We start from the raw sequence: 23834 nt of genomic DNA, 5'->3' as shown, positions 1-23834 counted from the left end.
AGCACATTGATGGCGGCAGGTTGTCTCAAGTTAGTAGGAGGCTTATTTCACCGATTACGCGGGGATCCGTATGAACCTATATTGGTCGCTGGGTGAGCCTATATAGGATAGCGAAGAAAGCTATATAGCTTTGGATCGATTCCTATATAGCTTTGTGAAGTGACCTATATTAGGTTGTTGCTCCGTGTAGGGAGAAAAATTGTGGACGAGTAGCAGATAAGTTTGGGCTACGTACGTGGCTCTAATATCTACGTACGTGGATATTTGAATTTATGTACCTGGTCTTTAAGACCACGTGCGTAGACAGAGGAAATGCACTACGAGAGGGTGCTTTTTTCTTCGCAAGAAGGACACTTTTCCCTCCGCTGTATAAGATGAATACGCGCGATAAATCGAGGGGCTTGTGTGTCTCTTAGGTTCACCCAGCGACCAATACAGGCACGTAGTACCCCTCCGAACTCTCTCATCTTCAACATCGAGGAAAAGCACAGATGTACAGTGATAAAACAGTCATTTCATCACCTCTTCTATTCCAACAATCCGATGGAGCTTTGCACCCCCATATCACGATATGATAGAAGGCCCCCCAACCATAGGCATAGACCATTCACAAGACATCCTTCACTCGTGTGAGAAAACCTTCGGTAAGAAAAGAGAGTGAGGGCATTAAAAACGGGGGTGCAGTCGCAACATTTTGAAGCAAATAACGTACCTTTGCGTGTTCATTAAAGACAAGTCAACTACCTATAGATGGAATATAACTTTAGAGCTATCGAAGCACGCTGGCAAGCGTACTGGCGAGCAGAAGACGTATATCGTGTCACGGAAGATCCCAGCCGCCCCCCTTATTACGTCCTGGACATGTTCCCCTACCCCTCGGGAGCAGGCCTGCATGTCGGTCACCCATTAGGCTATATCGCCTCGGATATCTTCGCCCGCTACAAGCGACTTCGTGGCTTCAATGTACTCCATCCCATGGGTTACGATGCCTTCGGGCTTCCCGCTGAGCAGTATGCTATCCAGACAGGGCAGCACCCTGAGGTAACGACTACGGAGAACATCCGTCGCTATCGCGAACAGCTGGATCAGATTGGCTTCAGCTTTGACTGGTCGCGCGAGGTACGCACCTCCGATCCCGAATACTATAAGTGGACGCAGTGGGTCTTCATCCAGCTCTTCCACTCCTATTATAATAATGCTACAGGCAAGGCTGCACCTATCTCCGAGCTCATCGCCCACTTCGAGGCCGAAGGGACTAAGGGGATCGATGTAGCCGAAAGCGAAGCACTCTCCTTCACCGCCGAAGAATGGCGTAGCTGGGATAAGAAGAAGCAGATGCAGACCCTGATGAACTATCGTCTGGCCTACCTCGGTGAGACGATGGTCAACTGGTGTGCTGCTCTCGGCACCGTACTGGCCAACGACGAAGTCCATGATGGAGTGAGCGAACGCGGAGGCCATCCCGTAGAGCAGAAGAAGATGCAGCAGTGGTGTCTGCGCGTCTCGGCCTATGCTGGCCGCCTACTCGACAGCCTCAACGACCTCAAATGGAGTGAATCCCTCAAGGAATCACAGCGCAACTGGATCGGTAAGAGCGAAGGTGCAGAGGTTCGCTTCCCTCTCGTGGGTGGCGATGGAGCAGAGCTCACCGTCTTCACTACGCGTGTCGATACGATCTATGGGGTTACCTTTATGGTCTTAGCCCCCGAGAGTGACTATGTACCCATAGTCACTACCGCCGAGCAGCAGGCTGCCGTAGACGAATACCTGGCAGCCACTCGCCGCCGCACTGAGCGCGATCGTCTCTCTGACCGTCGTGTCTCTGGGGTCTTCTCTGGCTCCTATGCTACTAATCCGCTGACAGGCGAAGCGATCCCCATCTGGATCAGTGACTATGTCTTAGCTGGCTATGGGACGGGAGCCGTAATGGCTGTCCCCGCTCACGACAGCCGTGACTTTGCCTTTGCTCGTCACTTCGGCCTGCCTATCATTCAGGTTGTCGTCCCCGAAGGTGAAGAAGCTACCGATCCTGCGACTTGGGAGGAATCCAAGGATAGCAAGAGCGGTGTACTCATCAACTCAGGTATCATCACTGGTCTCTCCGTCACGGATGCCATCGCCAAGATGAAGGCACACGTCACGAGCGAAGGGCTGGGACAGATCAAGACGAACTATCGTCTACGCGACGCGATCTTCAGCCGTCAGCGCTACTGGGGTGAGCCCTTCCCCATCTATTATGATGCCGAGGGGATAGCCCATACCATCAGCGAAGATGAACTGCCCCTCTGCCTCCCCGAGGTAGATAAGTTCCTCCCTACCTCCGATGGTCAGCCCCCTCTTGGTCGTGCTAAGGGGTGGCACACCGCCGAAGGCTTCCCCTACGAGCTAAGCACAATGCCGGGCTTCGCTGGTAGCTCGGCCTATTACCTCCGCTACATGGATCCGCACAATGACAAGGCACTTGTCGGTCGTGACAAGAATGCCTACTGGCGCCATGTAGACCTCTACGTCGGAGGTGCAGAGCATGCTACCGGTCACCTCATCTATAGCCGCTTCTGGAATAAGTTCGTCTATGACCTCGGCCTCGTCGTCGAAGACGAGCCCTTCCGTAAGCTGGTCAATCAGGGGATGATCCAGGGGCGCTCCAACTTCGTCTACCGCATCAAGGACACGAATACCTTCGTCTCCCTCGGCCTCAAGGATCAGTACGACACGACCCCCATCCACGTGGATGTGAATATCGTCTACAACGACCAGCTCGATCTCGAAGCCTTCCGTGCTTGGCGCCCCGAGTACGCTACGGCTGACTTCATCCTCGAGGATGGCAAGTACATCTGCGGATGGGCCGTCGAGAAGATGAGCAAGTCGATGTACAATGTCGTCAACCCCGATATGATCGTCGAGCGCTATGGTGCCGACACGCTCCGTCTGTATGAGATGTTCCTTGGTCCTCTTGAGCAGAGTAAGCCCTGGGACACCAATGGTATCGACGGCGTACACCGCTTCCTCCGCAAGCTGTGGGGGCTGTACTACTCTACCGACGGCCTACGTGTCACTGACACTCCCGCTACCAAGGAAGAACTCAAGAGCCTGCACAAGCTGATCCGCAAGGTGACGCAGGACGTCGAGCAGTTCTCCTTCAACACCTCCGTAGCTGCCTTCATGATCTGTATCAACGAGCTGCAGGGTCTGAAGACCGCTTCTCGCGAAGTACTCCAGCCTCTCCTCATCCTCCTCGCCCCCTTCGCTCCTCACATCGCCGAAGAGCTCTGGCATGCCATCGGTGAAGAGACGACCATCGTCGCTGCCCAGTGGCCCGAGTACGATGAGAAGCTCCTCGTCGAGGATAGCTTCAAGTACCCCGTGAGCTTCAATGGGAAGACACGCTTCACCATCGAGTTGCCACGTGAAGCGTCTCAGGATGAGATCCGCGAGGCCGTACTTTCAGCTGACGAAGCACAGAAGTGGCTCGAGGGCAAGACTCCTAAGAAGGTCATCATCGTCCCCGGCCGCATCATCAACATCGTATTATAGTAATCACAATAGCTTAACCTCTACCAACCTCACTAACAAGTAGCAATGGCACAGAATCTCAATCTGCTGACGTTCCTCGGCCAGAAGTTCAAGGATCTCTTCCATGAACTCTCTCATCAAGCGGTCTCCAAGTACTTCTGGAAAGACCTCCTGATCGTGCTGATGGGTGTACTCCTCTACACCGTAGGCTTCAGCTTCCTCATCTATCCGCAGCGTGTCACCACGGGGGGGCTCATGGGGATCTGTAACATCATCACGATCATCACAGGGATCAAGGTCGACATCCCGTACAACATCATCAACATCAGCCTCCTTGTCATCGCCTTCCTCTTCCTGGATAAGAACTTCTTCATCAAGACCCTCATCGGGATTGGTCTCCTTGCTGTGCTCGTGCCCATCGCTACGCGTACCGCTATCCCCGACCCACGTGTCGAAGAGCTGTGGCATCTGATGGTCCTCAAGGATCAGCCTCTGCTTGCTCTCATCCTCGGGTCCATGATGTGTGGTCTCGGGCTGGGGCTCATCTTCTCTGTGAATGGTAGCTCTGGGGGGACGGATGTCATCGTCGCACTCATCAGCAAGTACCGCAATATGTCCTTCGGGCGCATCTTCGTCGCAGTGGACGGTACAGTGGTACTCTTCTCTTACTTTGCCAACGTCTATCTGGCAGACATCAAGATCGACCCGCTGGTGGCCTTTGACAAGCTCGTCATGTCCTTCATCGAAGTCGTACTCCTGGCGATGACGATGGACTGGTACACGAGTGGCAACCGCCAGTCGGTGCAGTTCATGATCTTCAGCTCGAAGTATCAAGAGATCAATGATGCGATCACCTCTCGTCTGCGTCGTGGCTGTACCCTGCTCGAAGCTACAGGGGGCTACACGGGCCAGCCACAGAAGGTCCTCCTCGTCGTAGTGCGCAAGCAGCAGTCTGTAGCTATCTCGCGCATCATCGAAGAGATTGACCCCAAGGCCTTCGTCTCCAATGGAGCTGTAAAGGGCGTCTATGGCGAAGGCTTCGAAAGCCTCAAGAAGATCAAGTAAGCCCGATCTCCCTATACCTTATAATATAAGCCCCACCCCATCAAGGCACAGAGCCGTAGGGGTGGGGCTTTTATGTATCTGCCTATATCTGATAAGGTAGTGACACTATATATCCTTATCTTTGCGAGCACAACATAGTCACAAATAATACTACCACATCATGGCTATCATCCAAAGCGTATTAGATACAGACCTCTATAAGTTCACCACGAGCTACGCCTACTCCAAGCTCTATCCTCGAGCCTATGGGCAGTTCCGCTTCATTGACCGGGGGAAGACGACCTACCCTCAGGGCTTTGCCGAAGAGCTAAAGAAAGAGATCCAAGAGATGTCTAAGCTCGCCCTGACTAAGGACGAGGCGAGCTTCCTATATCGCGAACTCCCCTACCTCCCCCCGACGTACATTGACTTTGTACGAGGCTTCCGCTTCGACCCCGAGGAAGTAAAGGTGGAGCAGGATACTGAGGGGCACCTGTCTATCATCGCCGAAGGCCTGCTCTATCGCGTCACGCTTTGGGAGACGCCTATCCTTGCTCTCGTGAGCGAGCTCTACTATAAGATACTCGGTGCTCAGCCTGACATGGAGTACACCGAGCGCACGATCATCAGCAAGGCTCGTAAGCTCGCTGAGCACGGCATCACGTTCTCAATGTTCGGTATGCGTCGTCGCTTCAGTGCTGCTATCGAAGACCGCGTGACGGAGCTTCTCAAGGAGCACGCTGCTGGCTACCTTTTCGGCACGAGCAACGTCTACTATGCTTACAAGCATGGCCTGCGTGTATCGGGGACACATCCCCACGAGTGGATTCAGTTCCACGGCGCTATGTTCGGCTACAAGATGGCTAACTACATGGCTATGGAAGACTGGATCAATGTCTACGACGGAGACCTCGGTACGGTACTTACAGATACCTACACGACGGATGTCTTCATGCGCAACTTCAGTAAGAAGCACGCCATGCTCTTCACCAGCCTGCGCCACGACAGCGGGGATCCCCTCCAGTTCACGGAGAAAGTCATCGCTCGCTACCGTGAGCTGCGCGTAGACCCCACCATCAAGTACATCATCTTCTCCGATGGTCTCGATCCTGAGCGCGCTATCGAGATCGCCAACTATTGTAAGGGTCGTATCGGTGCCAGCTTCGGTATCGGCACGAACTTCTCCAATGACGTCGGCAATGGTGTGCGCCCTATGAACATCGTCATGAAGCTCTGGAAGTGTAAGATGACAGAGAAGGAGCGCTGGAATCCCTGCGTCAAGCTCAGCGACGTCGATGGTAAGCACACTGGTGAGCCCGAGGAGATCGAGCTCGCTCAGCGTACCCTTGGGCTCCCCGTACAGATATAGTACCTGTGATTAGCTCACGGAGACGCGTCTGCCTTTACTTTGGCTCTTTCAATCCACTGCATCGTGCCCACCTACATCTGGCACAGTTTGCACTGGACAGCCTGCCGTGCGATGAAGTATGGCTTGTGCTGAGCCCGCTCAATCCCCTCAAGGACCGTGCAACACAGCTCCCCTTCGCTTGGCGAGCAGACTATATACGCCGTGCCATCCAAGGTGAGCCACGCCTACGACTGATCACGCTGGAGGAGCTACTGCCGCTACCCCACTATACAGTGCGGAGCATAAGAGCGCTATGCCTCCTCTATCCCGAATATGACTTCTCGCTCCTTATCGGGAGTGACAATCTCCGCCTCATAGACCGCTGGTATGACTACCAGCGACTCTTGAGGATTATCCCCCTGCATGTCTATCCTCGCCCAGGCTATCCGCTGGAGGACATTGACCCTGCAGCCCTCCCCGAAGCGATGCTACATCTCCACCCCGAAGCTCCACAAATGGACTTGGCTGCGACCGAGCTACGTGAAGCCGCACTCAGTGGAGAAGACCGCAGCGCTGAGACAGCTGTCCCCGAGCTCTGGGAAGAGCTCCGAGCACAGCTTCTATCCCTACAATCCTAATAAGTATCCCTATGACCCCACGCCTAACTTTCCTCCCCGAGTGGGTGGAGCAAGATCTCGTCCTGATCTCTTGGCCCAATGAGACCATGGACTGGGCTTCGCGCTTGCCCCAAATAGAAGCTTGCTACAAGCAGATGGCTGAAAGCATCCTCGCCTACGAAGACCTCCTCATCCTCGCCAAGGATCCCGAGCACGTGCGCGGCCTCCTCTCTGACCGCGAGCACAAGCACGAGCTCTTCATCATGGAGATGGACTGCAATGATACCTGGTGCCGCGACTATGCTCCCCTCTCACTCTTACTCACGGACGAAGAGGGCAACGAGCGCCCCATGATCGTGGACTTCACCTTCAACGGCTGGGGAATGAAGTTCGCAGCCGACAAGGACAACTTGATTACGCGTGCCCTCTATCTCTCGCGTGCCTTTGTCCCTGAGACGGCATATACCAATGCCCTTAGCCTTGTCTTCGAAGGCGGCGGTATCGAAAGCGATGGCGCTGGGACGCTACTCTCGACTGAGAGCGTAATCGTCGAGCCCAACCGCAATGCGGGCGTCAATGACGAAGCGCTCCGTCAGTACCTCATTGAGATCCTTGGGGGTGAGCGTCTCCTTACGCTCACCAACGGCCAGATCGAGGGCGACGATACCGACGGGCATATCGACACGCTCGCTCGCTTCCTCACCCCAACGACCATCGCCTACGTCAGCTGCGAAGATCCTAAGGATAGCCACTATCACGAGCTGGAGCGCATGAAAAAGGAACTCGAAGCACTGCGCACGAAGGATGGTACTCCTTACAAGCTTATCCCTCTGCCCCTGCCTCCTGCACTGCATGATGAGGAAGGCGAGCGCATGCCCGCCACGTATGCCAACTTCCTCTTCGTCAATGGTGCGCTCCTCGTGCCCACCTACGACGTCGAGACCGATGCCGTAGCACTCGAGCGCCTGAAGGCTGCTGTACCTAATCGCGAGATCGTCGCCGTGCCCAGCCGCGCCCTCATCTACCAGCATGGTAGCCTACACTGCGCCACGATGCAGTTCCCCCGTGGCTTCATCAACAAGAATAAGTGGAGATAAGACCTATGTCCGAAAAGAGAATACTTCGCGTCGGCCTCATTCAGCAGGCCAACACCGCCGACCACTCCGACAACAAGCGCCGTCTGAAGGAAGCAATTCGCTCGGCAGCAGCCCAAGGCGCAGAGCTGGTCGTACTGCAAGAGCTTCACAACGGCCTTTACTTCTGCCAGACGGAGGACGTCAACGTCTTCGACCAAGCCGAGCCCATCCCTGGGCCAAGCACGGAGGAGTTCGGCGCGCTGGCTGCCGAGCTGGGGATCGTCTTAGTCCTCTCGCTCTTTGAGCGTCGTGCCGCAGGCCTGTACCACAATACCTCCGTGGTCTTGGAGCACGACGGCTCCATCGCTGGGAAGTATCGCAAGATGCACATCCCCGATGACCCCGCCTACTACGAGAAGTTCTACTTCACCCCTGGGGATCTGGGCTTCGAGCCCATCGAGACCTCTGTCGGGACACTCGGCATACTCGTCTGCTGGGACCAGTGGTATCCCGAAGCAGCCCGCCTCATGGCACTCGCAGGAGCCGAGATGCTCATCTACCCCACGGCTATCGGCTACGAAAGTAGCGACGTCGTCGAAGAGCAGAGTCGTCAGAGCGATGCCTGGCAGCTCGTCCAGCGCGGTCACGCCGTAGCCAATGGCCTCCCCGTGATCACGGTGAACCGTGTGGGCCACGAAGAAGACCCATCGGGTCAGACCAAGGGTATCCGTTTCTGGGGTCGTAGCTTCGTCGCTGGCCCGCAGGGGGAATTGCTCTGCGAGCTGGGGCAAGAAGAAGCGATCCAGATCATCGAAGTCAACCTCACGCGAAGCGAATCGGTACGCCGCTGGTGGCCCTTCCTGCGCGACCGACGCATCGATTACTTTGAAGACCTTACGAAGCGCTACCGCAAGTAGTCGCCCTATTCCCTAAAAGCCAAGGCGCCCCGCCCGCAGAAAGACCTGCAGACGGGGCGCTTTACTATGCAAATACCGAGGAAATATCACGCCATATATGCGGGCATTCCACGGCATATATACGGAGGGAAATTTCCGTATATACGGAAATATTTTTTCGTATATGCAGAAATTTATTTTCGCATATACGGAAGTTTAGTGGCGCATATACGGAAGTTTTTCCGCCCTATATATGGGCATTCTTTTGGGTGTATATTTGAGAAGGGCTGACTTCGCAGGTGCGAAGTCAGCCCTTTAATTCTAAGCCCATTTGCGAGAGCAAAGGAGCTTTCGTGAGTGCCTATGCCTGGGAGGCGCTACTTCTTGCGGGGAGCATTGCCCTTGCGGATCCAGTCAAGGCTTACACGCGTGAAGTAGATGTCGAATCCGGGGTTGTCGTCCTCTTCGCTGATGATCCCAATCGTCCCGTCGGGGAAGATCACCAGTTCGCTATAGACCGACTCGCCACGGCAGATCTCACGCGAATAAGGCCAGGTCTTACCCTCGTCTTCGCTGAGGAAGATCTTCAGGTGGTCACGCGTGGCGCTGGCGGGAAGGGTGTGCAGAAGGAGGTTTTCATTCTTCTTGCTACCGACGGGTGCGTAGCGGGCGAAGCCACCATTACAAGCATTACCCATCAGCTCAGACCACTGCTTGGGCTCAGACCACGTCTTGCCACCGTCGCTGGAGTGCACGTAGGTACGCGCATTCAGGCCACCAGCACGATTGCGGCAGGAGACCAGCAGCGAGCCGTCGGAGAGCTCGACGATCTTCGACTCGTCGCCATTGACGCGAGCGGTCTCGGAGATCTGCCATGTCTTCCCCTGGTCATCAGAGTAAGCCAGGACGTTATCAGCACGTCCGCCCCAAGCCTCCTCCGTGCGGATAGCTGCGACGAAGATGATGCGGCCCGTGGAGGTCATGATCCCGTTGCCCGAAGCGAAGAAGCCACCGTACTCGAAGCGATCACGGTAGATAGACTTCGTGATATTGGTCACAGGCTCCCATGTGCGGCCACCATCTGTGCTCTTAGTGAAGTACATCTGGATAGGATGCGTGGCATGCGAAGGATAATGCCAAAGACCAGCGCCACCGACCATCACCATGTAGATCGTACGTCCGTCGGTAGCCATAGCAGCGTCGCCGTAGCCATGCTCCGACGTACCACGAGCCACCGTGATAGGCGCACTCCAAGTCTTACCATCATCTATCGAGCGCTTGATCTCCACGTCGATATCACCTGGCAGGTCATTGACATTCTTCTTGCGACGATCAATGCTTGCCACGAGGGTACCATCCGAGAGACGGACGACACCGGGGATACGGTAGTGCAGTGAGCCACCTTCGCCAGGTGCCCAGACCAAGCTACGCTGCAGGACGATACCATGGCGGTGCTCCTTCGCATCGGGGAGCGTAGAGAGCTCATAGCTTGACGTCTTCAGCGCGCTAAGGCGAGAGACGACTTCCCCACCCTCCTGTGCCGAAGGGGCTATATCACAAACGACCCAGAAGGCATCATCGCTCGAGATCGTCGTACGTGGAGAGAGGTCGAGCTTGACGCGAGAAGCACGCTTGACGGGCGCAGAGGCTACGAGCTGCCCAGGGGTGCGGTGGTCAAAGCGATCCTTGTTCTTCGTGCGGTAAAGCTTCAGCTGACGGACATCCTTAATTCGTGAGGTGCCACTGAGATCAATCGTCACGGACTCCAGCGTAGAGCCGACAGCCACGGGGAGCGTAAAGGTGAAGAGCGCTTGGTCAAAGCCTCGCCCAATGAGGCTGGCATTCGTCCCATGCTCTTGATAGCGCGCTGAGCTATCCGGACTGACACTCGCAAGGGCTACAGTGCTACTCGCTACTGCGGGAAGGGAAGCCCCCGAGGCAAGCAGCAGGCAAGCCGAGGCTAAGAGGAAGGTCTTCATAAAGGGTTATGATGGGTTAGTGATAAATTCTTCGAACTCAAACGTCAGGTCGTCAGCGAACTCGCGCTGCACGGGAGCTTCTCCCTCGGCCCAAGCCTTGAGGAGCGGCGAGGTAAGGACTTCGCTACGTAGCGCCTCATCCGAGCGTCCCCAGCGCTTGAGCATAAGCAGAGCCGTGCGCTGAAGAGGCGTGGGGAAGGGTACTTCGCTATCGGAGAGGATCTCTAGGACTTCCGAGAGCAAGCGCTTGCGGTGCGCTTCATGCTCGATGCGGAAGCCCTGTGAGAGCCAGCGTGCTAAGATCGTAAAGGCCACGGGAAGCAAATCTTCCCAGCGCTGTGCATGCTCAGTAAAGATCCAGTCAAGCGCCCAATAAGGAGCCTCGGGTATGCGGTCAAAGAAGTGCTTCGCCAGATAGTCGCGCAGCTCTGGGTTAGAGAAGGACGAGAGAGCCAGTTGCGTAGCCACTTCGTACGTCACGGCCTCCTCGGGATAGATAAGCTGCCCGATGATCTTCAGCTCACGCACATCTCGGCTGAGGATGTAGCGAGCCAGATCGGCTGACTTCGGCTGCTTCTCCGCCAGGCGAAGGATATAGTCCAGCGTAAGACCAAAGTTGATGCCGTAATAAAGCCCCTTCGAGCGCATAGACGAAGCGACCTGCCCGTCCATAGCATGGCGCAGACTTCCACGCAGGGCCTTAGCTGCCTCCAGTGTAGCATCGGAGGGCTCGGGGTGACGAACCTGCTCAGCTGTCGTTGGGTCTTCGGGGAGCGTAGCATACTCGCGGCTGTAGCGAAGCATCTGCTCGGCGTAGCCTTCGGTATAGGTCGCACGGACATCGGTGATACCACCTTCGGCATCGTAGACCAGCTCAAGGCGAGGATTGACAAAGCCCTTGTAGGGGGCGATATTAAGCGTAGCGTAGCGACGCAGTACCTCGGCGTGAAGCTCGGGATCTACGTCGATAGCATAGCGCTCCACTAAGGCGCGACCCGCAGGCTGATCTCCCTCGCTCTTGATACGCTGTACCTCGGCCAGTAGTTCGGCGACGATGGGGCGAAGAGCTGCATAGTCGTGGATGACGAGCTCAAGGCCGTGAAGTTCAGCAGCGCCCGAAGCAGCAGCACGCTCCAGTACGTAGCGAGCGATGAGAGCACGATTGCGCATGTGGGCTTCCTCGAGGACGTGCCCTGGGCGAATACGTACAAGCTGCGTGATAAGCCCATTGAGCAGGTAGCGATAGTAGCAAGCCTTGTACGCCTCCGTATCAGGAAGGAGCCCCAACTCTACGAGACGCTCATCTGCCATATAGTATAGGGCAAAGAGGTCGGCACGTGCCTCCTCCAGCGTCGAATGGTAAGCGCCGAGAGCATCAGGCGAGACGCCGTCAAGGAGCTTACCGGAGCCGTGACCCAAGCATTCGTGCAGGTCGGTATGTAGGTGCTCCGTCACCCCTTCGTACTTCTCAAGCAGGGCGCGGGTAGCAGGATCGGGGACGAAGGCTGCATCCATCCCGCTGTGACGAGCTGCCAAGCGATAGGCTTCGTGGATATTGTCGATGGTGACGGACTTCGAGCCGTAGGTCGCACGTATCCAGTCAGCGTTCGGCAGGTTGATACCGATGGGCGTAGCGGGATAAGAGTCGCCAGCGAGCATAGCTACCGAGACGACCGTAGCGGATACACCGCGAGGATTCTCCTTCTTGAAGCGGGCATCGATGGGAGCATGCGCTTCGAACCACGCTGCCTCACTGCAGATCTTCGCCGTACGTTCGCTCGCCTTCTCATCACGGATATGCACGAGCGACTCCCACATCCCCTTCATCCCGAGGGGGTCAGTATAGACTTCGGTGAAGCCATTGATAAAGTCCACGACAGGCTCCGTATCGCCGACCCAGTGGATGGAATAGCAGTTGTACTCTTCCAGATCGCCCTTCTTGTAGTATTCGATGAGCGAAAGAATGGTCTTGCGCTGGGCTTCGCTCTCAGCATAAGCCGCAGCGGCCTTGAGGTGGGCGATGATCTGGCTCAAGGCCTCGCCATAGAGTCCGTCCTGCTTGTAGACTTCTTCGTAGAGCTGACCGTCTTCAGTCTTTGCTAAGCGGCTGTTCAGCCCCAGAGAAGGAGGCTCTTGGCGCTCCTCTTCGGTGAGGTAGTCATAAGCTGCACGGTAGAAGGCTTCGGCTTCGGCTTGCGTGACATCGGGAGCATAGAAGTTCGCCGAAGAAGCTTGCACGAGGTCGCCTTCGCCACTCTGCACCGTGCGGCGTGGCTCACGCTCGGGGTCGAAGACCACCGCAAGGAGCTCGTCAAGCTCTCTTCCGCGGAAGCGGAGGAGCTGTCCTTTGCTTCGCTGAAGCTCTTCGATGCAGCTGCGGAGATAGGCTTCAGAGAAATGCGGCTCGAACTTCTCCGAGCCGTAGTGGTGATGGATGCCTGAGGAGAACCACAGGCGGAAGAGATATTCCTCCACGCCACGGAAGTCCACACTCGTACGATCGCCTTCGTAGCCGAGGTAGATGCCTTCGAAGAGCGCACGCAAGCGCAGGCCATAGCGCCCATTTTGGTCGAAGGTAATATCGCGGCCAGCAAGGGCAGCTTCACTTAAATGGTAAACAAAAAGCTTGCGCTCCAGTGGCAAGGCTTCGAAGCCTGGGATCTCATAGCGGAGGATCTCCACGTCGGCAAAGCGAGTGACAGAGGCCCCATGGGCACTCGTATAAGTATCTGTTTGCATCAATTCTAAGCGGATAAAGGTGTCCCCACGTCTGGGGCTTGCCTAAGCAAAGATACCGAATAAGAGGCCATTCCCCGAATTTCCCCGTGTAGACAGGGAAAAAAGGCTTCACTCCCCTCCCCTCATAAGGAGCTTTTAGACGAAAGGTATATACCCTTCGAGCAAATAGTATATACCCTTCGAGCAAATGGTATATACCTTTCGAGCAAATGGTATATACCTTTCGACAGTGAGGTATATTCCTCACGACAGCGAGGTATATTCCTCACGACGGCGAGGTATATTCCTCACGACAGCGAGGTATATTCCTCACGACGGCGAGGCATATTCCTTACGACAGCGAGGTATATTCCTTACGACAGCGAGGTATATTCCTCGCAAAGCGCCCAGACTTTACTCACTCCGCAAGTGGCCTTACACAAAGCGCCGCTCCCCCACTGACGGGCTTCGTCAGTGAGGGAGCGGCTGGAGGCTTTCCTCGAAGGGAAGGAAGGCTGAGACCTTAGAGCGAGCGAACGAATTCCACGACACGCTCAGCGTGCGCCTTCGCCTCGGCAGGCACGTTCGGATTCGTCAGAGCCAGCTGCCCATAAAGTGGGAAGGCACCCTGATAGTCCATACCGCAGAAGCCAGCCGAAGCCTTGAGCGCTGCAGGCAGGACTTCGCCCAGCTCCCCAGCGAAGGTCGCTGCGCCAGAGCCGGTCGTATAGGAGTGAATGAACTTCTTCCCACGGAGCTTGTCGCCCGTGCTACCGTAGGCGAACCCGTACTGGAAGACTTCATCCATATAGTGCTTAAGGCCTGCCGGCATATTGAACCAGAAGATGGGATGGTGGAAGATGATGACGTCCGCCTCAGCCAGGCGCTGCTGCTCAAGGGCGATGTCGATCGGAGCGCAGTTGGGGTAGATCTCTTCGAGATTACGAACCTCGAAGTCAGGCTGTGCCTTGAAGACGTCAAGGATAACCTTCCCAGCGTGGCTGGTGTCGTGATAAGAGTGCGAATAGATAACGAGGACTTTCATTGGGGTAAATATTTGGATGCGCTACGACGGCAGCGCATAGAGATAATATGTGGGGGCGGACTTTAGTTCATAGCACAGCGCCCGACCAAATAGCAGTCGGGCCGGCTCCCAAGGGAATCGGCCCGACTTGATTCGGTATATGGTGCGAAGGAGCAGGTACTCCGTCGCGACTTAGAACTCTGCGTTGCGTGGCGTACGGGGGAAGGGAATGACGTCGCGGATGTTAGCCATACCCGTAACGAAGAGCAGCAGGCGCTCGAAGCCCAGACCGAAGCCCGAGTGAGGAGCCGTACCATAGCGACGCGAGTCAAGGTACCACCAGAGGTCCTTCTCGGGGACACCTACCTCCTGTGCACGCTGTACGAGCTTATCGTAATCAGCTTCACGCTCAGAGCCACCGATGATCTCCCCGATCTTGGGGAAGAGGACGTCCATACCGCGGACGGTCTTGCCGTCGTCGTTGAGCTTCATGTAGAAGCTCTTGATTTCCTTAGGATAGTCGGTGACGATGACGGGGCGCTGGAAGTGTTCTTCTACGAGATAGCGCTCATGTTCGCTCGCCAGGTCAGCACCCCAATAGATGGGGAACTCAAACTTACGACCAGCCTTGACCGCTGCCTCGAGGATCTCGATACCCTCGGTATAGGTCATACGCTTGAAGGGCTTATCCAGTACGAAGCGCAGACGATCGATGAGCTCCTTGTCGAAGTGCTCAGCGAGGAACGTCAGGTCATCCATACAGTGATCAAGAGCCCACTGCACGCAGTACTTAATGAACTCCTCTGCCAGATCCATATTCTCCTGAATCTCGAGGAAAGCTACTTCGGGCTCGATCATCCAGAACTCTGCGAGGTGACGAGGCGTATTGGAGTTCTCCGCACGGAATGTTGGCCCGAAGGTGTAGATACCACCGAGTGCCAGCGCGGCCATCTCACCCTCGAGCTGACCCGATACGGTGAGTGACGTATGACGAGCGAAGAAGTCTTCCTTATAGTCGATCTGACCGTCTTCAGTACGTGGGAGGTTGTCCAAGTCGAGTGTCGTGACCTGGAACATCTGCCCAGCACCTTCGGCATCACTCGCCGTGATCAGCGGTGTGTGCACATAGAAGAAGCCACGCTCATGGAAGAACGTATGGATAGCGATCGACATGTGGTGACGCATACGATAGATCGCCCCAAAGGTATTCGTGCGAGGACGCAGGTGGGCGATCTCACGGAGGAATTCCAGCGAGTGTCCCTTCTTCTGCAGGGGATAGGTAGCAGGATCTGCCGTCCCGAGGACTTCGAGTTCGTTTGCTTGTATTTCTACGCTCTGCCCCTGACCTTGAGAGGCGACGAGTTCGCCGACCACGCTGAGGCTTGCCCCCGTAGTGATCTTAGCGAGGAGATCAGCGTCGAAGCGCGTGAGATCAACGACGATCTGGATATTATGGATCGTCGAGCCGTCATTCAGTGCGATGAAGCTAATAGCCTTATTGCCACGGCGGGTACGGACCCAGCCCTTGACGTTCACTTGCTGTCCAACGAGTGAGCCCTGAAGAAGCTCGATGATTCTGGTACGTTTCATAGATGTATGATTGAGTGGTGTGTGCGAGGTGAGATGTCGACAAATAGCTATTACTCGAAGGAGCCCATACGCAGGTTGTTGACCTCCTGCTCGGTGAGGTAGCGCCAGCGACCTCGGGGAAGGTTCTTCTTTGTCAGGCCAGCGAAGTAGACGCGGTCCAGCTTGACGACGTGGTAGCCCAGGTGCTCGAAGATACGACGGACGATACGGTTACGACCCGAGTGGATCTCGATACCTACCTGGCTCAGGTCCTCTTCGCTGACGTAGCTGAGTGCGTCAGCATGGATCTCACCATCCTCAAGCTCGATACCCTCAGCGATGCGCTGCATATCCTCCACAGACACGGGCTTATCCAGCCATGCGTGGTAGATCTTCTTCTTCATAAAGGAGGGGTGCGTGAGCTTACTGGAGAGATCACCGTCATTCGTGATGAGGATGACGCCCGTAGTATTGCGGTCAAGACGACCGACAGGATAGATACGCTCTTCGCAAGCGCCCTTGACGAGATCCATCACCGTACGACGGCATTCGGGGTCGTCGCTCGTGGTTACACAGTTCTTAGGCTTATTAAGAAGGATATAGACCTTGCTCTGAGTAGAGACGCGCATACCCTTATATACGACCTCGTCAAGACGGGTCACACGTGAGCCCAGCTCCGTGACTACGACGCCATTTACCGTGATCTCACCTGCGGCGATGAGGGCATCCGCCTCGCGGCGTGAGCAGACCCCAGCGTTAGCGAGGAACTTATTGAGACGCAGATCCTGTGATGGATCGACGATCTCCTCGTACTTCACTGGTACGGGGAGCTGTGGCTGCTTCTTTTTCTTCTTTGCCTTAGGCGCTGCAGATGGACCGCCCTTCTTGGGGCCTTTGCCTGCATATTTCCCCTTGTGAGGCTGACCCTCACCGGGCTGACCTGGGGCTGCAGAGCGATGGGGGCGCTCGGAGCGGTTGTAGTTGTAGCTATAGCGGCCATCGGCACGCTCAGCCTGATAGCGCTCTTCGTAGCGAGAGCGCTCTGCCGAGGAGGAGTAAGAGCCGTCGTAGTTGGAGTGCTCTGCACGCGAGGGGCGAGCAGCAGGACGTCCAGAGTGCATCTGCTGCTCCTCTTCGGAGACGATGAAGACGCGTCTGCGTCGTGTGGGGGTCCCTGAGTTAGGGGTGGATGAGATGTGCTGTCCATCGGTAGAGGCCGCAGGTACGCGTCGCGCGCGAGTAGCTGGGCGCTGGGTAGTCTCCTCGGAGCTACTGTGGTTTGGTCGAGGAGCGAACTCCTTTTCGTCTGCCATGTGGGGTCTTGTTTTGTATACTTATACTTGTCTGAGGGTGTTGAGGACAGCCTCTCGGCTCTCCACTGGTCTGTCGTCCAGATAAGCCCATCAGCCACTCACCCTCTTGGTGCAGGGTCGTCATAGGGTCTGTGGGCTCCAAATATCTGTGGCAAAGATAATAAGATTATATGATATATAGAGCCCGTGAGAGCACTATAAATAAAGGCAATGAGGCGCATAGGAGTGATGTACCTATGCGCCTCACCTTATTGGATGAGTCTATACTCAGGGAGCTTAGATGATCGAGTGCTTCTTCGTGAACTCGACGATCTCGTCGATATAGCCGAAGGCAAGACCCGTGACCGTATCTGCACAGCCGTAGTAGATGGCGATACGACCCGTCTCAGCATCGTGCAGAGCTGCGCAAGGGAACGTCACGTTGGGGACGTCACCCATACACTCATACTGCTCACGAGGAGAGATGAGGTAAGGGCCTGAGCGGAACTTTACCTTCCAAGGCTCATCGAGGTCAAGCAGCGCAGAGCCAAAGGCATAGACGAAGCCATTGCACGAAGCCAGTACGCCGTGGTAGATCAGGAGCCAACCTTCGCTCGTCTCGATGGGGATAGGACCTGCACCGATCTTCGTGCACTGCCATGCGCTATCCTCAAAGGGAGCTGGAGACATGACGTGGCGGTGACGGCCCCAGTATTCGAGGTCGGGAGATTCGCTGTAGAAGATATCCCCGAAAGGCGTGTGACCATTGTCGCTGGGGCGGCTAAGCATAGCGAAGTTGCCATTCAGCTTACGGGGGAAGAGCACACCATTACGGTTGAAGGGCAGGAAGGCATTCTCCAGCTGATGGAAGGTCTTGAAGTCGAAGGTATAGGCGACACCGATCGTAGGACCATGGTAGCCATTACACCAAGTGACATAGTAGCGGTCTTCGATGAAGACGACACGAGGGTCGTAGCCATAGACCCACTCACCGATCTCCTTGTCTTCGCATTCGAAGGTCAGAGGCTCGGGGTTGATATTCCAGTTGATCGCGTCATCGCTGAAGCCAACATGCAGACGCATACGGCGGTTCGTATCGTCGCAGCGGAATACCCCTGCATAGCCTTCGCCGAAGCGAACAACAGCGCTATTGAAGATGCTATTGGAGGTAGGCAGCAGGTCGCGTGGGATGATGGGGTTGGCACTGTAGCGCCAGACGACCTCCTTACAGCCTTCGGGACGATCTTCCCAAGGCATATTGGGTAGGGCTTGCCCTACGATCTTAAGTTCACTCATTGTACGTACTATATAATATTAATATTGGAGTAGTTGAGAATCTATTTTGAGTCGGAGTTCTTAGCCTCTACTGCGTGAGCAAAGGGCAGGCGGATCGCCATGATGATAGCTGGCAGCGTGACTAAGAGGACGATGATGAAGAAGGTCTGGTAGCCGAAGGCCGTCGCGAGCTTACCGCTGAGCATCCCTGGCACCATGACACTGAGGTTCATCAAGCTATTAGCAAAAGCATAGTGAGCCATCTGATACTTCCCTGGAGCGATCTGCTGCATCATGAAGAGCGTGATCCCGACGAACCCGAAGCCGTAGCTGAAGTATTCGAAGACGATACCCGTACCGATCCACCAGAGGTTGGAGGGCTGGAAGATAGCCAAGAGCAGGTAGACCGCAAAGGGAATATTGAAGATACAGACCAGCGAGAAGAGCGTCTTCTTCAGACCAAAGTGCGAGATATAGTAGCCCGAGAGGATGGAGCCGAGGATGAAGGCAATCGTACCTGCCGTACCATAAATCAGGCCATAGTTCTCATTGGAGAGTGCTATCCCGCCCTTAGCGACCTCATCCTTGAGGAAGATCGGGGCGATCTTCATCGCAAGCCCTTCGCCCAAGCGATAGAGGAAGATGAAGACCAGATAGAGATAGATATGCTTCTTCTCAAAGAATGAGATAAAGACCTGCACCAGCTCCTTCCAGCTCTCGTCCGCAGAGCGGCGTACGCGTGCAGCTTCGCGGGGAAGGCTACGCATATGATATAGCGCGAGGGCGAGCATCAGCACAGCACAGATCCCCATGATGACCATCCAAGCCTTCTCCAGCCCCATGCTCTTTGAGAGGTAGCCAGCCAGATAGACAAGCCCGCCATTAGTCAAGATCTTAGCGAGGTTATAGAAGGCACCCTGCCAGCCAGCGAACTGTCCCTGCTCTGCTGGACTCAACTCTTGCATATACACCCCGTCCCCAGCGATATCGTGCATAGAGCCACTAATAGCCAGCACCCCCATCAGGGCGATAGAGATAGAGAAGAAGCTCGGCAGGGGCAGCGAGAAGCAAACCAAGCCAAACATCAGGGCTGAGACCGCTTCGGTGATATAGATATACTGGCGCTTCGTCCCGAAGAGCTCCATGACGAGGGAGAAGAGGGGCTTCAGCGACCAAGGTAGGACTAAGAGCGAGGTCCAGAAAGTCACATCCTCCTTGTCAATACCGAGGTCAGTGAACATGAGGACGGAGACAAGCGAGAGAGCGACGTACGGTAGCCCCATACCGAAGTAGACGCTGGGTACCCAAGCAATGGGGTTACGTCGCTTCGCGCGGGACACCTCTGTAGTAAGGGTTTGTTCTTCCATATAATAATGATGTGTAAGCGTGCTATTGTTCCAATTTCGAAGTGCCCAAAGATAGCAAAAAAGCGCCTACACCCAGTGGATCTCTGCAGGCTTTGAAGGCAAGCCAAAGAGATGCATTAGATAACCCTATCTGATGTGCAGGAAGTCGTACCTTTTTCCGCTGCTATGAGTGGAGGTTACCCCACGAGCGAACACGTATCATATACAGCTACAAATGAACAATGTAACAGGAACACCAAAGCAATCTCAGAAGGGAGGTAGTGTGAACCAGTACTGGTCGACGAGTTGACCAGTACTGGTCACATATATGAAGTAGTACTGGTCACCACTGCGACCAGTACTGGTCCGACCGCTGAGCAGTACTGGTTCTTTTTCACCCTTATACAGCTCCCGAAAGCGTACCATACTCAGGCAAGCTCAATCTTGGGATTAAGAACAAGAGAATAATGGGAATTTAGTCTACGAGACCTGCGGGATATCCCAAAAGGTAAACCCGCTTCGTAGCACGTGTAATCGCCGTATAAATCCAGCGAACTAAATTGCGATCTTCGGGGAGGTAGCCGACGAAGCTCAGGTCAACAAAGACGCAAGCCCACTGCCCCCCTTGCGCCTTATGTGCCGTGACGGCATAGCCATACTTCACCTCCAGCGCCCCCCAAAAGGGATCACGGCGTATAGCCTTGCGACGATCTGTGACCGAAGGGATATCAGCATAGTCTGCTGCAATTAGCTCAAAGAGTCGCTGACGCTCAGCCTGAGTGCGCTGAGGAGTGGGATCTTCGAGCGAAGTAAGCAGGAGGCGCACCTCCAGCGAGTCATCTCGATCGGGGAGGTAAATGGTAGCATCGGCGAAGTGCAGGCCATACTCGTAGTAGTGGCGGCCGATACGCTGCACCTCGATGATCTCACCGTTGGCAATGAAGTCAGATCGGTCGGGGCGCTTGGTGTAGTGGTAGTTGTTGCGAGCGACGATGAGGCGTTCACCTCGCACCACAGGCTCTTCCTCATAGAAGAGGACGGAGCTACGGATAGCATGGTTGCACTCCAAGGCGAGCTTATTTGATGGGCAGATGACCAAGCATTCTTCCTCCCCATACTTGCGGTAAGCCTCATCCAGCGTCTCGATGAACGTACCGCCTTCGACGGGGAAGATTCCTCGCCATCCCTCTGTCTCCAGATGAATCGGCAGGATCTCCTCAGGGTCTTCATCAGCATATTCGTCCAGAAGCTCACGGAGCTGGGTGGCATTATGCAGGATCCCTCCACGCTTCTGACGCACGACTTCACGCAGCTCCATCCCGTAGACATGGAGCCCGTAGCGTGAGGTAAGGACCTCAGCATTGAGCGCATCGCTGAGAGGAGTACCCACGGGAGGGAGCTGAGCCGTATCACCGACAAAGATGAGCTTAGCCTCATCCGCAGACCAGACATAAGACAGGAGGTCATCAAGAAGGTTGCCCGAGCCAAAGGGCGTCATCTCACCCGTATCTCCTGAGATCATCGATGCCTCATCCACGATGAAGAGTGTCGGAGTCGCTCCACTTACTCGCCCCAGCTGGAAGCTACCGCCCTCCTCCTGCATCTGCGTAGATGCTCGATAGATCGTGCGGTGAATCGTCGAGGCAGGGCGCCCCGTAGAGGCAGACAAGACCTTTGCAGCTCGGCCTGTCGAAGCCATGAGCTCCACACGCAAACCCGCTCGCTGAGCCAGATCAGCTATCGTGCGTAGGAGGAACGTCTTCCCCGTACCGGCATAGCCTGTGAGGAGGAAGAGCGCATAGGGCGAGGGCTCTTCTATATATTCGTAGAGGGTACCCAGTGCTTCCCGCTGGTCGCTGGTATAGCCATCCAGCGGAAGAGAGCTGAGGGCGCTAAGGAGCGCTGTATACGGCATGTAATAATAATTTCTATCTTTGTCCGTGTGAAGTTACGAATTATAGGCATAGGAACGGCCTTAGTAGCTCCATGCAATGAGACTCGTCTAACTCAAACTACTACATAGATCCAACAATGAAGAAAGTTATCCTCGCATTAGTAGCCTTGGCCGTAGTGGCACTTGCCTACATCACGATCCAGAGTGTGCTGGCACCAGTAAACTTCGACAAGAAGCAGGCTAAGATTGAGGTAGAGCTCCAGAAGCAGCTCAAGAAGATCGCAAGCCTTGAAGAAGCCTACAAGAGCGTCTACGACAAGTACGCCAACAAGGAAGAGCTGATCGACTTCGTACAGAATGGTCGTGTATTCTACATCCGTGCAGAGGGCGACTACACCAGCGCCATGCGTGACCAGGGCCTCACCGAAGAAGATGCAGCTCGTCGCGGGCTCATCCGTCGTGACACCGTCTGGGTCGCAGCTAAGGATACCCTGCTCAACGACGGCACGGATCTGGCTAAGCTCTTCGCCATCCCCAACAACCCCGACTCTTCTATCCAGGTCGTAGCCAGCTCTATCGAGCAGGAAGTGGGCGAACTGAAGATCCAGATGCCCGTCTTCCAGGCATCAGCTTCTTACGAAAGCTACCTGAATCCTCTGAAGAACGAACGTCGTGTACGTGAGAAGGTCGACGCTGCTAAGGCTAAGACGAACGCCTTCCCCGGTCTTCGTGTCGGCTCTCTGACCGAAGCTAAGACGAACGGTAACTGGGAGTAATGACTCCGATCCCACAGATCACAGCAGCTGAGGCTGCTCACTACAGCTTGTCCATCCGAACCACTTCGGGTGGACTTGCTTTTTGTATCACCTCCGAGGGGATGGAAGGTGTCGCTACTCCCCGCTGCATCCATAGCGGGAGGCTCGAGGCATCGGCTTCGGCACACTCCGTCTACGAGGTCCTGCAGGAGCTGTACTTCACGTATGAATTCCTCAGCTATCCCTACCGCTCCGTCCAATTCTTCTACGAGCCAGAGCAGGCTGTCCTCGTCCCCACGTCCCTTCTCCAAGAGGGAAGGGATGAGCTTTGGCTCCCCCACTCCGAGGATGCAGCAGAGTCACGTCAGGGAGAGGCCTTGAGCGCCCTACGCTACACGCTCCCTGACGACACGAAGACCTTCATCCTCAGCTGGCAGCGCGAGGCCTATCAGTTCCTTCGCCGCACGCTCCTGCTTGTCAAGCCCGAGCCACACTTCTCTCCAATAGTAGAGGAAGAGCGGTCGAAGAGCAGAGCTACCCAAGGACGTGAGCTCCTTCTCCTCCTTCGCCCCAGCGCAATGGATCTCTTCATCTTCGTAGGCGGAGAAGTCGAGGCGTACAATAGTGCCCCCATCATCTCGGGGCACAGCCAGGAGATCGTAGCAGGCGAAGTCGTCTTCTACACCTTTGCCTTCTGGCGTCACTTCGCTCTCGAGGGGAATACTGACCGCCTCACGATCGCCTTCAGTGAGGAAGAGAAAGCCCCAGCGCTGGCACAGCTCCAAGGAGCAGCCCACGAGGCGGGCGAACTACTTCGCCCCTACATCTCGCAGATCACCATCCAAGGCTACCGTAGCCTCCCACACGCTGGGAGCGAGACAGCCACATCCCCACAAGCTTAAGAGAACATGCGCATCATCGGAGGTAAGTACAAGCGCCGCCGCTTCGACGTACCCAAGAGCTTTAATGCTCGCCCCACGACAGACTTCGCCAAGGAGAACCTCTTCAACGTCCTTCAGTACTACATTGACTTTGAGGACGCCACGGCCCTTGACCTCTTCAGTGGGACGGGCAGCATATCGGCAGAGCTCATCTCCCGAGGCTGTAGCCGTGTGATCGCGCTCGAGCAGCGACGGGAGCACGCGCTCTTCATTCGCTCCATCGCTCGCGAGCTGAAGGAAGAAGGACGCCTGCAGGTCTTGCAGTCCGATGTCTTCCGCTACCTCCAGACCTCGCAGGGCGGAAGGCCGCAGTTCGACTTCATCTTTGCCGACCCGCCTTATAAGCTGAAGGAGATCGCTACCCTCCCGCAGATGATCCTTAGCTCGGGACTCCTCAAGAGCGACGGTGTCGTCGTCGTGGAGCATCCTGGCACGTATGACTTCTCCGAGCTCCCCCACTTCGCAGAGCATCGCGAATACGGATCGGTCAACTTCTCCATCTTCACCCTCGCCGAAGACGAGGAGGAAGGCGAAGCCGAAGAATAGC

17 protein-coding genes are annotated in these 23834 nt (G+C 55.5%); 9 read left to right on the top strand and 8 right to left on the bottom strand.

The genetic code is table 11. From position 1 onward, the window contains the following. The first annotated feature begins 750 nt into the window (after nucleotides 1-750). The 6 genes from leuS to KO088_RS00110 all read left to right on the top strand — a co-directional run bounded on the left by leuS (nucleotide 751) and on the right by KO088_RS00110 (nucleotide 8515). Complete coding sequence (gene leuS / locus KO088_RS00135; RefSeq protein ID WP_215492772.1) at nucleotides 751-3534, top strand: leucine--tRNA ligase; 2784 nt, start codon at nucleotides 751-753, stop codon at nucleotides 3532-3534. A 45-nt stretch (nucleotides 3535-3579) separates the two neighbouring features. Next, on the top strand, nucleotides 3580-4578 hold the full coding sequence (locus KO088_RS00130; protein ID WP_188807527.1) for a YitT family protein: 999 nt from the start codon (nucleotides 3580-3582) through the stop codon (nucleotides 4576-4578). A gap of 160 nt (nucleotides 4579-4738) precedes the next feature. Next, on the top strand, nucleotides 4739-5926 hold the full coding sequence (pncB, locus tag KO088_RS00125; RefSeq protein WP_215492770.1) for a nicotinate phosphoribosyltransferase: 1188 nt from the start codon (nucleotides 4739-4741) through the stop codon (nucleotides 5924-5926). 5 nt (nucleotides 5927-5931) lie between these two features. Continuing rightward, a complete protein-coding gene (locus KO088_RS00120) occupies nucleotides 5932-6543 on the top strand; it encodes a nicotinate-nicotinamide nucleotide adenylyltransferase (RefSeq protein WP_215492769.1) in 612 nt (203 codons plus the stop codon). Between the two features lie 11 nt (nucleotides 6544-6554). Beyond that, entirely contained in the window at nucleotides 6555-7619 is a 1065-nt protein-coding gene (locus KO088_RS00115; RefSeq protein WP_215492768.1) for an agmatine deiminase family protein, read from the top strand. A 5-nt stretch (nucleotides 7620-7624) separates the two neighbouring features. Further along, nucleotides 7625-8515 (top strand): carbon-nitrogen hydrolase, encoded by an 891-nt coding sequence (locus tag KO088_RS00110; protein ID WP_215492767.1) that lies wholly within the window; start codon nucleotides 7625-7627, stop codon nucleotides 8513-8515. 356 nt (nucleotides 8516-8871) lie between these two features. Here the strand turns inward: KO088_RS00110 and KO088_RS00105 are convergent, their stop codons facing one another. The 8 genes from KO088_RS00105 to KO088_RS00070 form a co-directional block, all read right to left on the bottom strand. Beyond that, nucleotides 8872-10473 (bottom strand): sialidase family protein, encoded by a 1602-nt coding sequence (locus tag KO088_RS00105; protein WP_215492766.1) that lies wholly within the window; start codon nucleotides 10471-10473, stop codon nucleotides 8872-8874. Between the two features lie 6 nt (nucleotides 10474-10479). Next, nucleotides 10480-13212 carry a dipeptidyl peptidase 3 gene (locus tag KO088_RS00100; protein ID WP_215492765.1) on the bottom strand — a complete coding sequence of 911 codons (2733 nt, stop codon included), beginning with the start codon at nucleotides 13210-13212 and terminating at the stop codon, nucleotides 10480-10482. A 502-nt stretch (nucleotides 13213-13714) separates the two neighbouring features. Further along, nucleotides 13715-14236: an NAD(P)H-dependent oxidoreductase gene (locus tag KO088_RS00095; RefSeq protein WP_215492764.1), complete on the bottom strand. Its 522-nt coding sequence runs from the start codon at nucleotides 14234-14236 to the stop codon at nucleotides 13715-13717. A gap of 171 nt (nucleotides 14237-14407) precedes the next feature. Further along, nucleotides 14408-15805, bottom strand: a complete 1398-nt coding sequence (gene asnS, locus KO088_RS00090; protein WP_215492763.1) for an asparagine--tRNA ligase — start codon at nucleotides 15803-15805, stop codon at nucleotides 14408-14410. A gap of 50 nt (nucleotides 15806-15855) precedes the next feature. Then, complete coding sequence (locus tag KO088_RS00085; RefSeq protein WP_215492761.1) at nucleotides 15856-17097, bottom strand: pseudouridine synthase; 1242 nt, start codon at nucleotides 17095-17097, stop codon at nucleotides 15856-15858. A gap of 276 nt (nucleotides 17098-17373) precedes the next feature. After that, nucleotides 17374-18372 carry a glycoside hydrolase family 130 protein gene (locus KO088_RS00080; protein WP_215492760.1) on the bottom strand — a complete coding sequence of 333 codons (999 nt, stop codon included), beginning with the start codon at nucleotides 18370-18372 and terminating at the stop codon, nucleotides 17374-17376. Nucleotides 18373-18413: 41 nt separating this feature from the next. Further along, nucleotides 18414-19718, bottom strand: coding sequence for an MFS transporter (locus KO088_RS00075; protein ID WP_215492759.1), 1305 nt, complete (start codon nucleotides 19716-19718; stop codon nucleotides 18414-18416). Nucleotides 19719-20172: 454 nt separating this feature from the next. Continuing rightward, nucleotides 20173-21612, bottom strand: coding sequence for an ATP-dependent DNA helicase (locus KO088_RS00070; RefSeq protein WP_215492758.1), 1440 nt, complete (start codon nucleotides 21610-21612; stop codon nucleotides 20173-20175). A gap of 116 nt (nucleotides 21613-21728) precedes the next feature. Between KO088_RS00070 and KO088_RS00065 the strand changes: the two genes are divergently transcribed. The 3 genes from KO088_RS00065 to rsmD are packed head-to-tail and all read left to right on the top strand — an operon-like array spanning nucleotide 21729 to nucleotide 23833. Then, nucleotides 21729-22367, top strand: a complete 639-nt coding sequence (locus KO088_RS00065; RefSeq protein WP_215492757.1) for a hypothetical protein — start codon at nucleotides 21729-21731, stop codon at nucleotides 22365-22367. Then, nucleotides 22367-23248 (top strand): DUF3822 family protein, encoded by an 882-nt coding sequence (locus tag KO088_RS00060; RefSeq protein ID WP_215492756.1) that lies wholly within the window; start codon nucleotides 22367-22369, stop codon nucleotides 23246-23248. Before KO088_RS00065 ends, KO088_RS00060 begins: the two co-directional genes overlap by 1 nt. Before the next feature lie 6 nt (nucleotides 23249-23254). Then, nucleotides 23255-23833, top strand: a complete 579-nt coding sequence (rsmD, locus tag KO088_RS00055; RefSeq protein ID WP_215492755.1) for a 16S rRNA (guanine(966)-N(2))-methyltransferase RsmD — start codon at nucleotides 23255-23257, stop codon at nucleotides 23831-23833. The last annotated feature ends 1 nt before the right edge of the window (nucleotide 23834 follow it).

Origin of the sequence: Porphyromonas bobii (assembly GCF_943169685.1) — a bacterium.
GTDB lineage: Bacteria > Bacteroidota > Bacteroidia > Bacteroidales > Porphyromonadaceae > Porphyromonas > Porphyromonas pasteri.
Note: the sequence above shows the minus strand (reverse complement) of the source record. Positions and strands in the feature narration are given on the sequence as shown.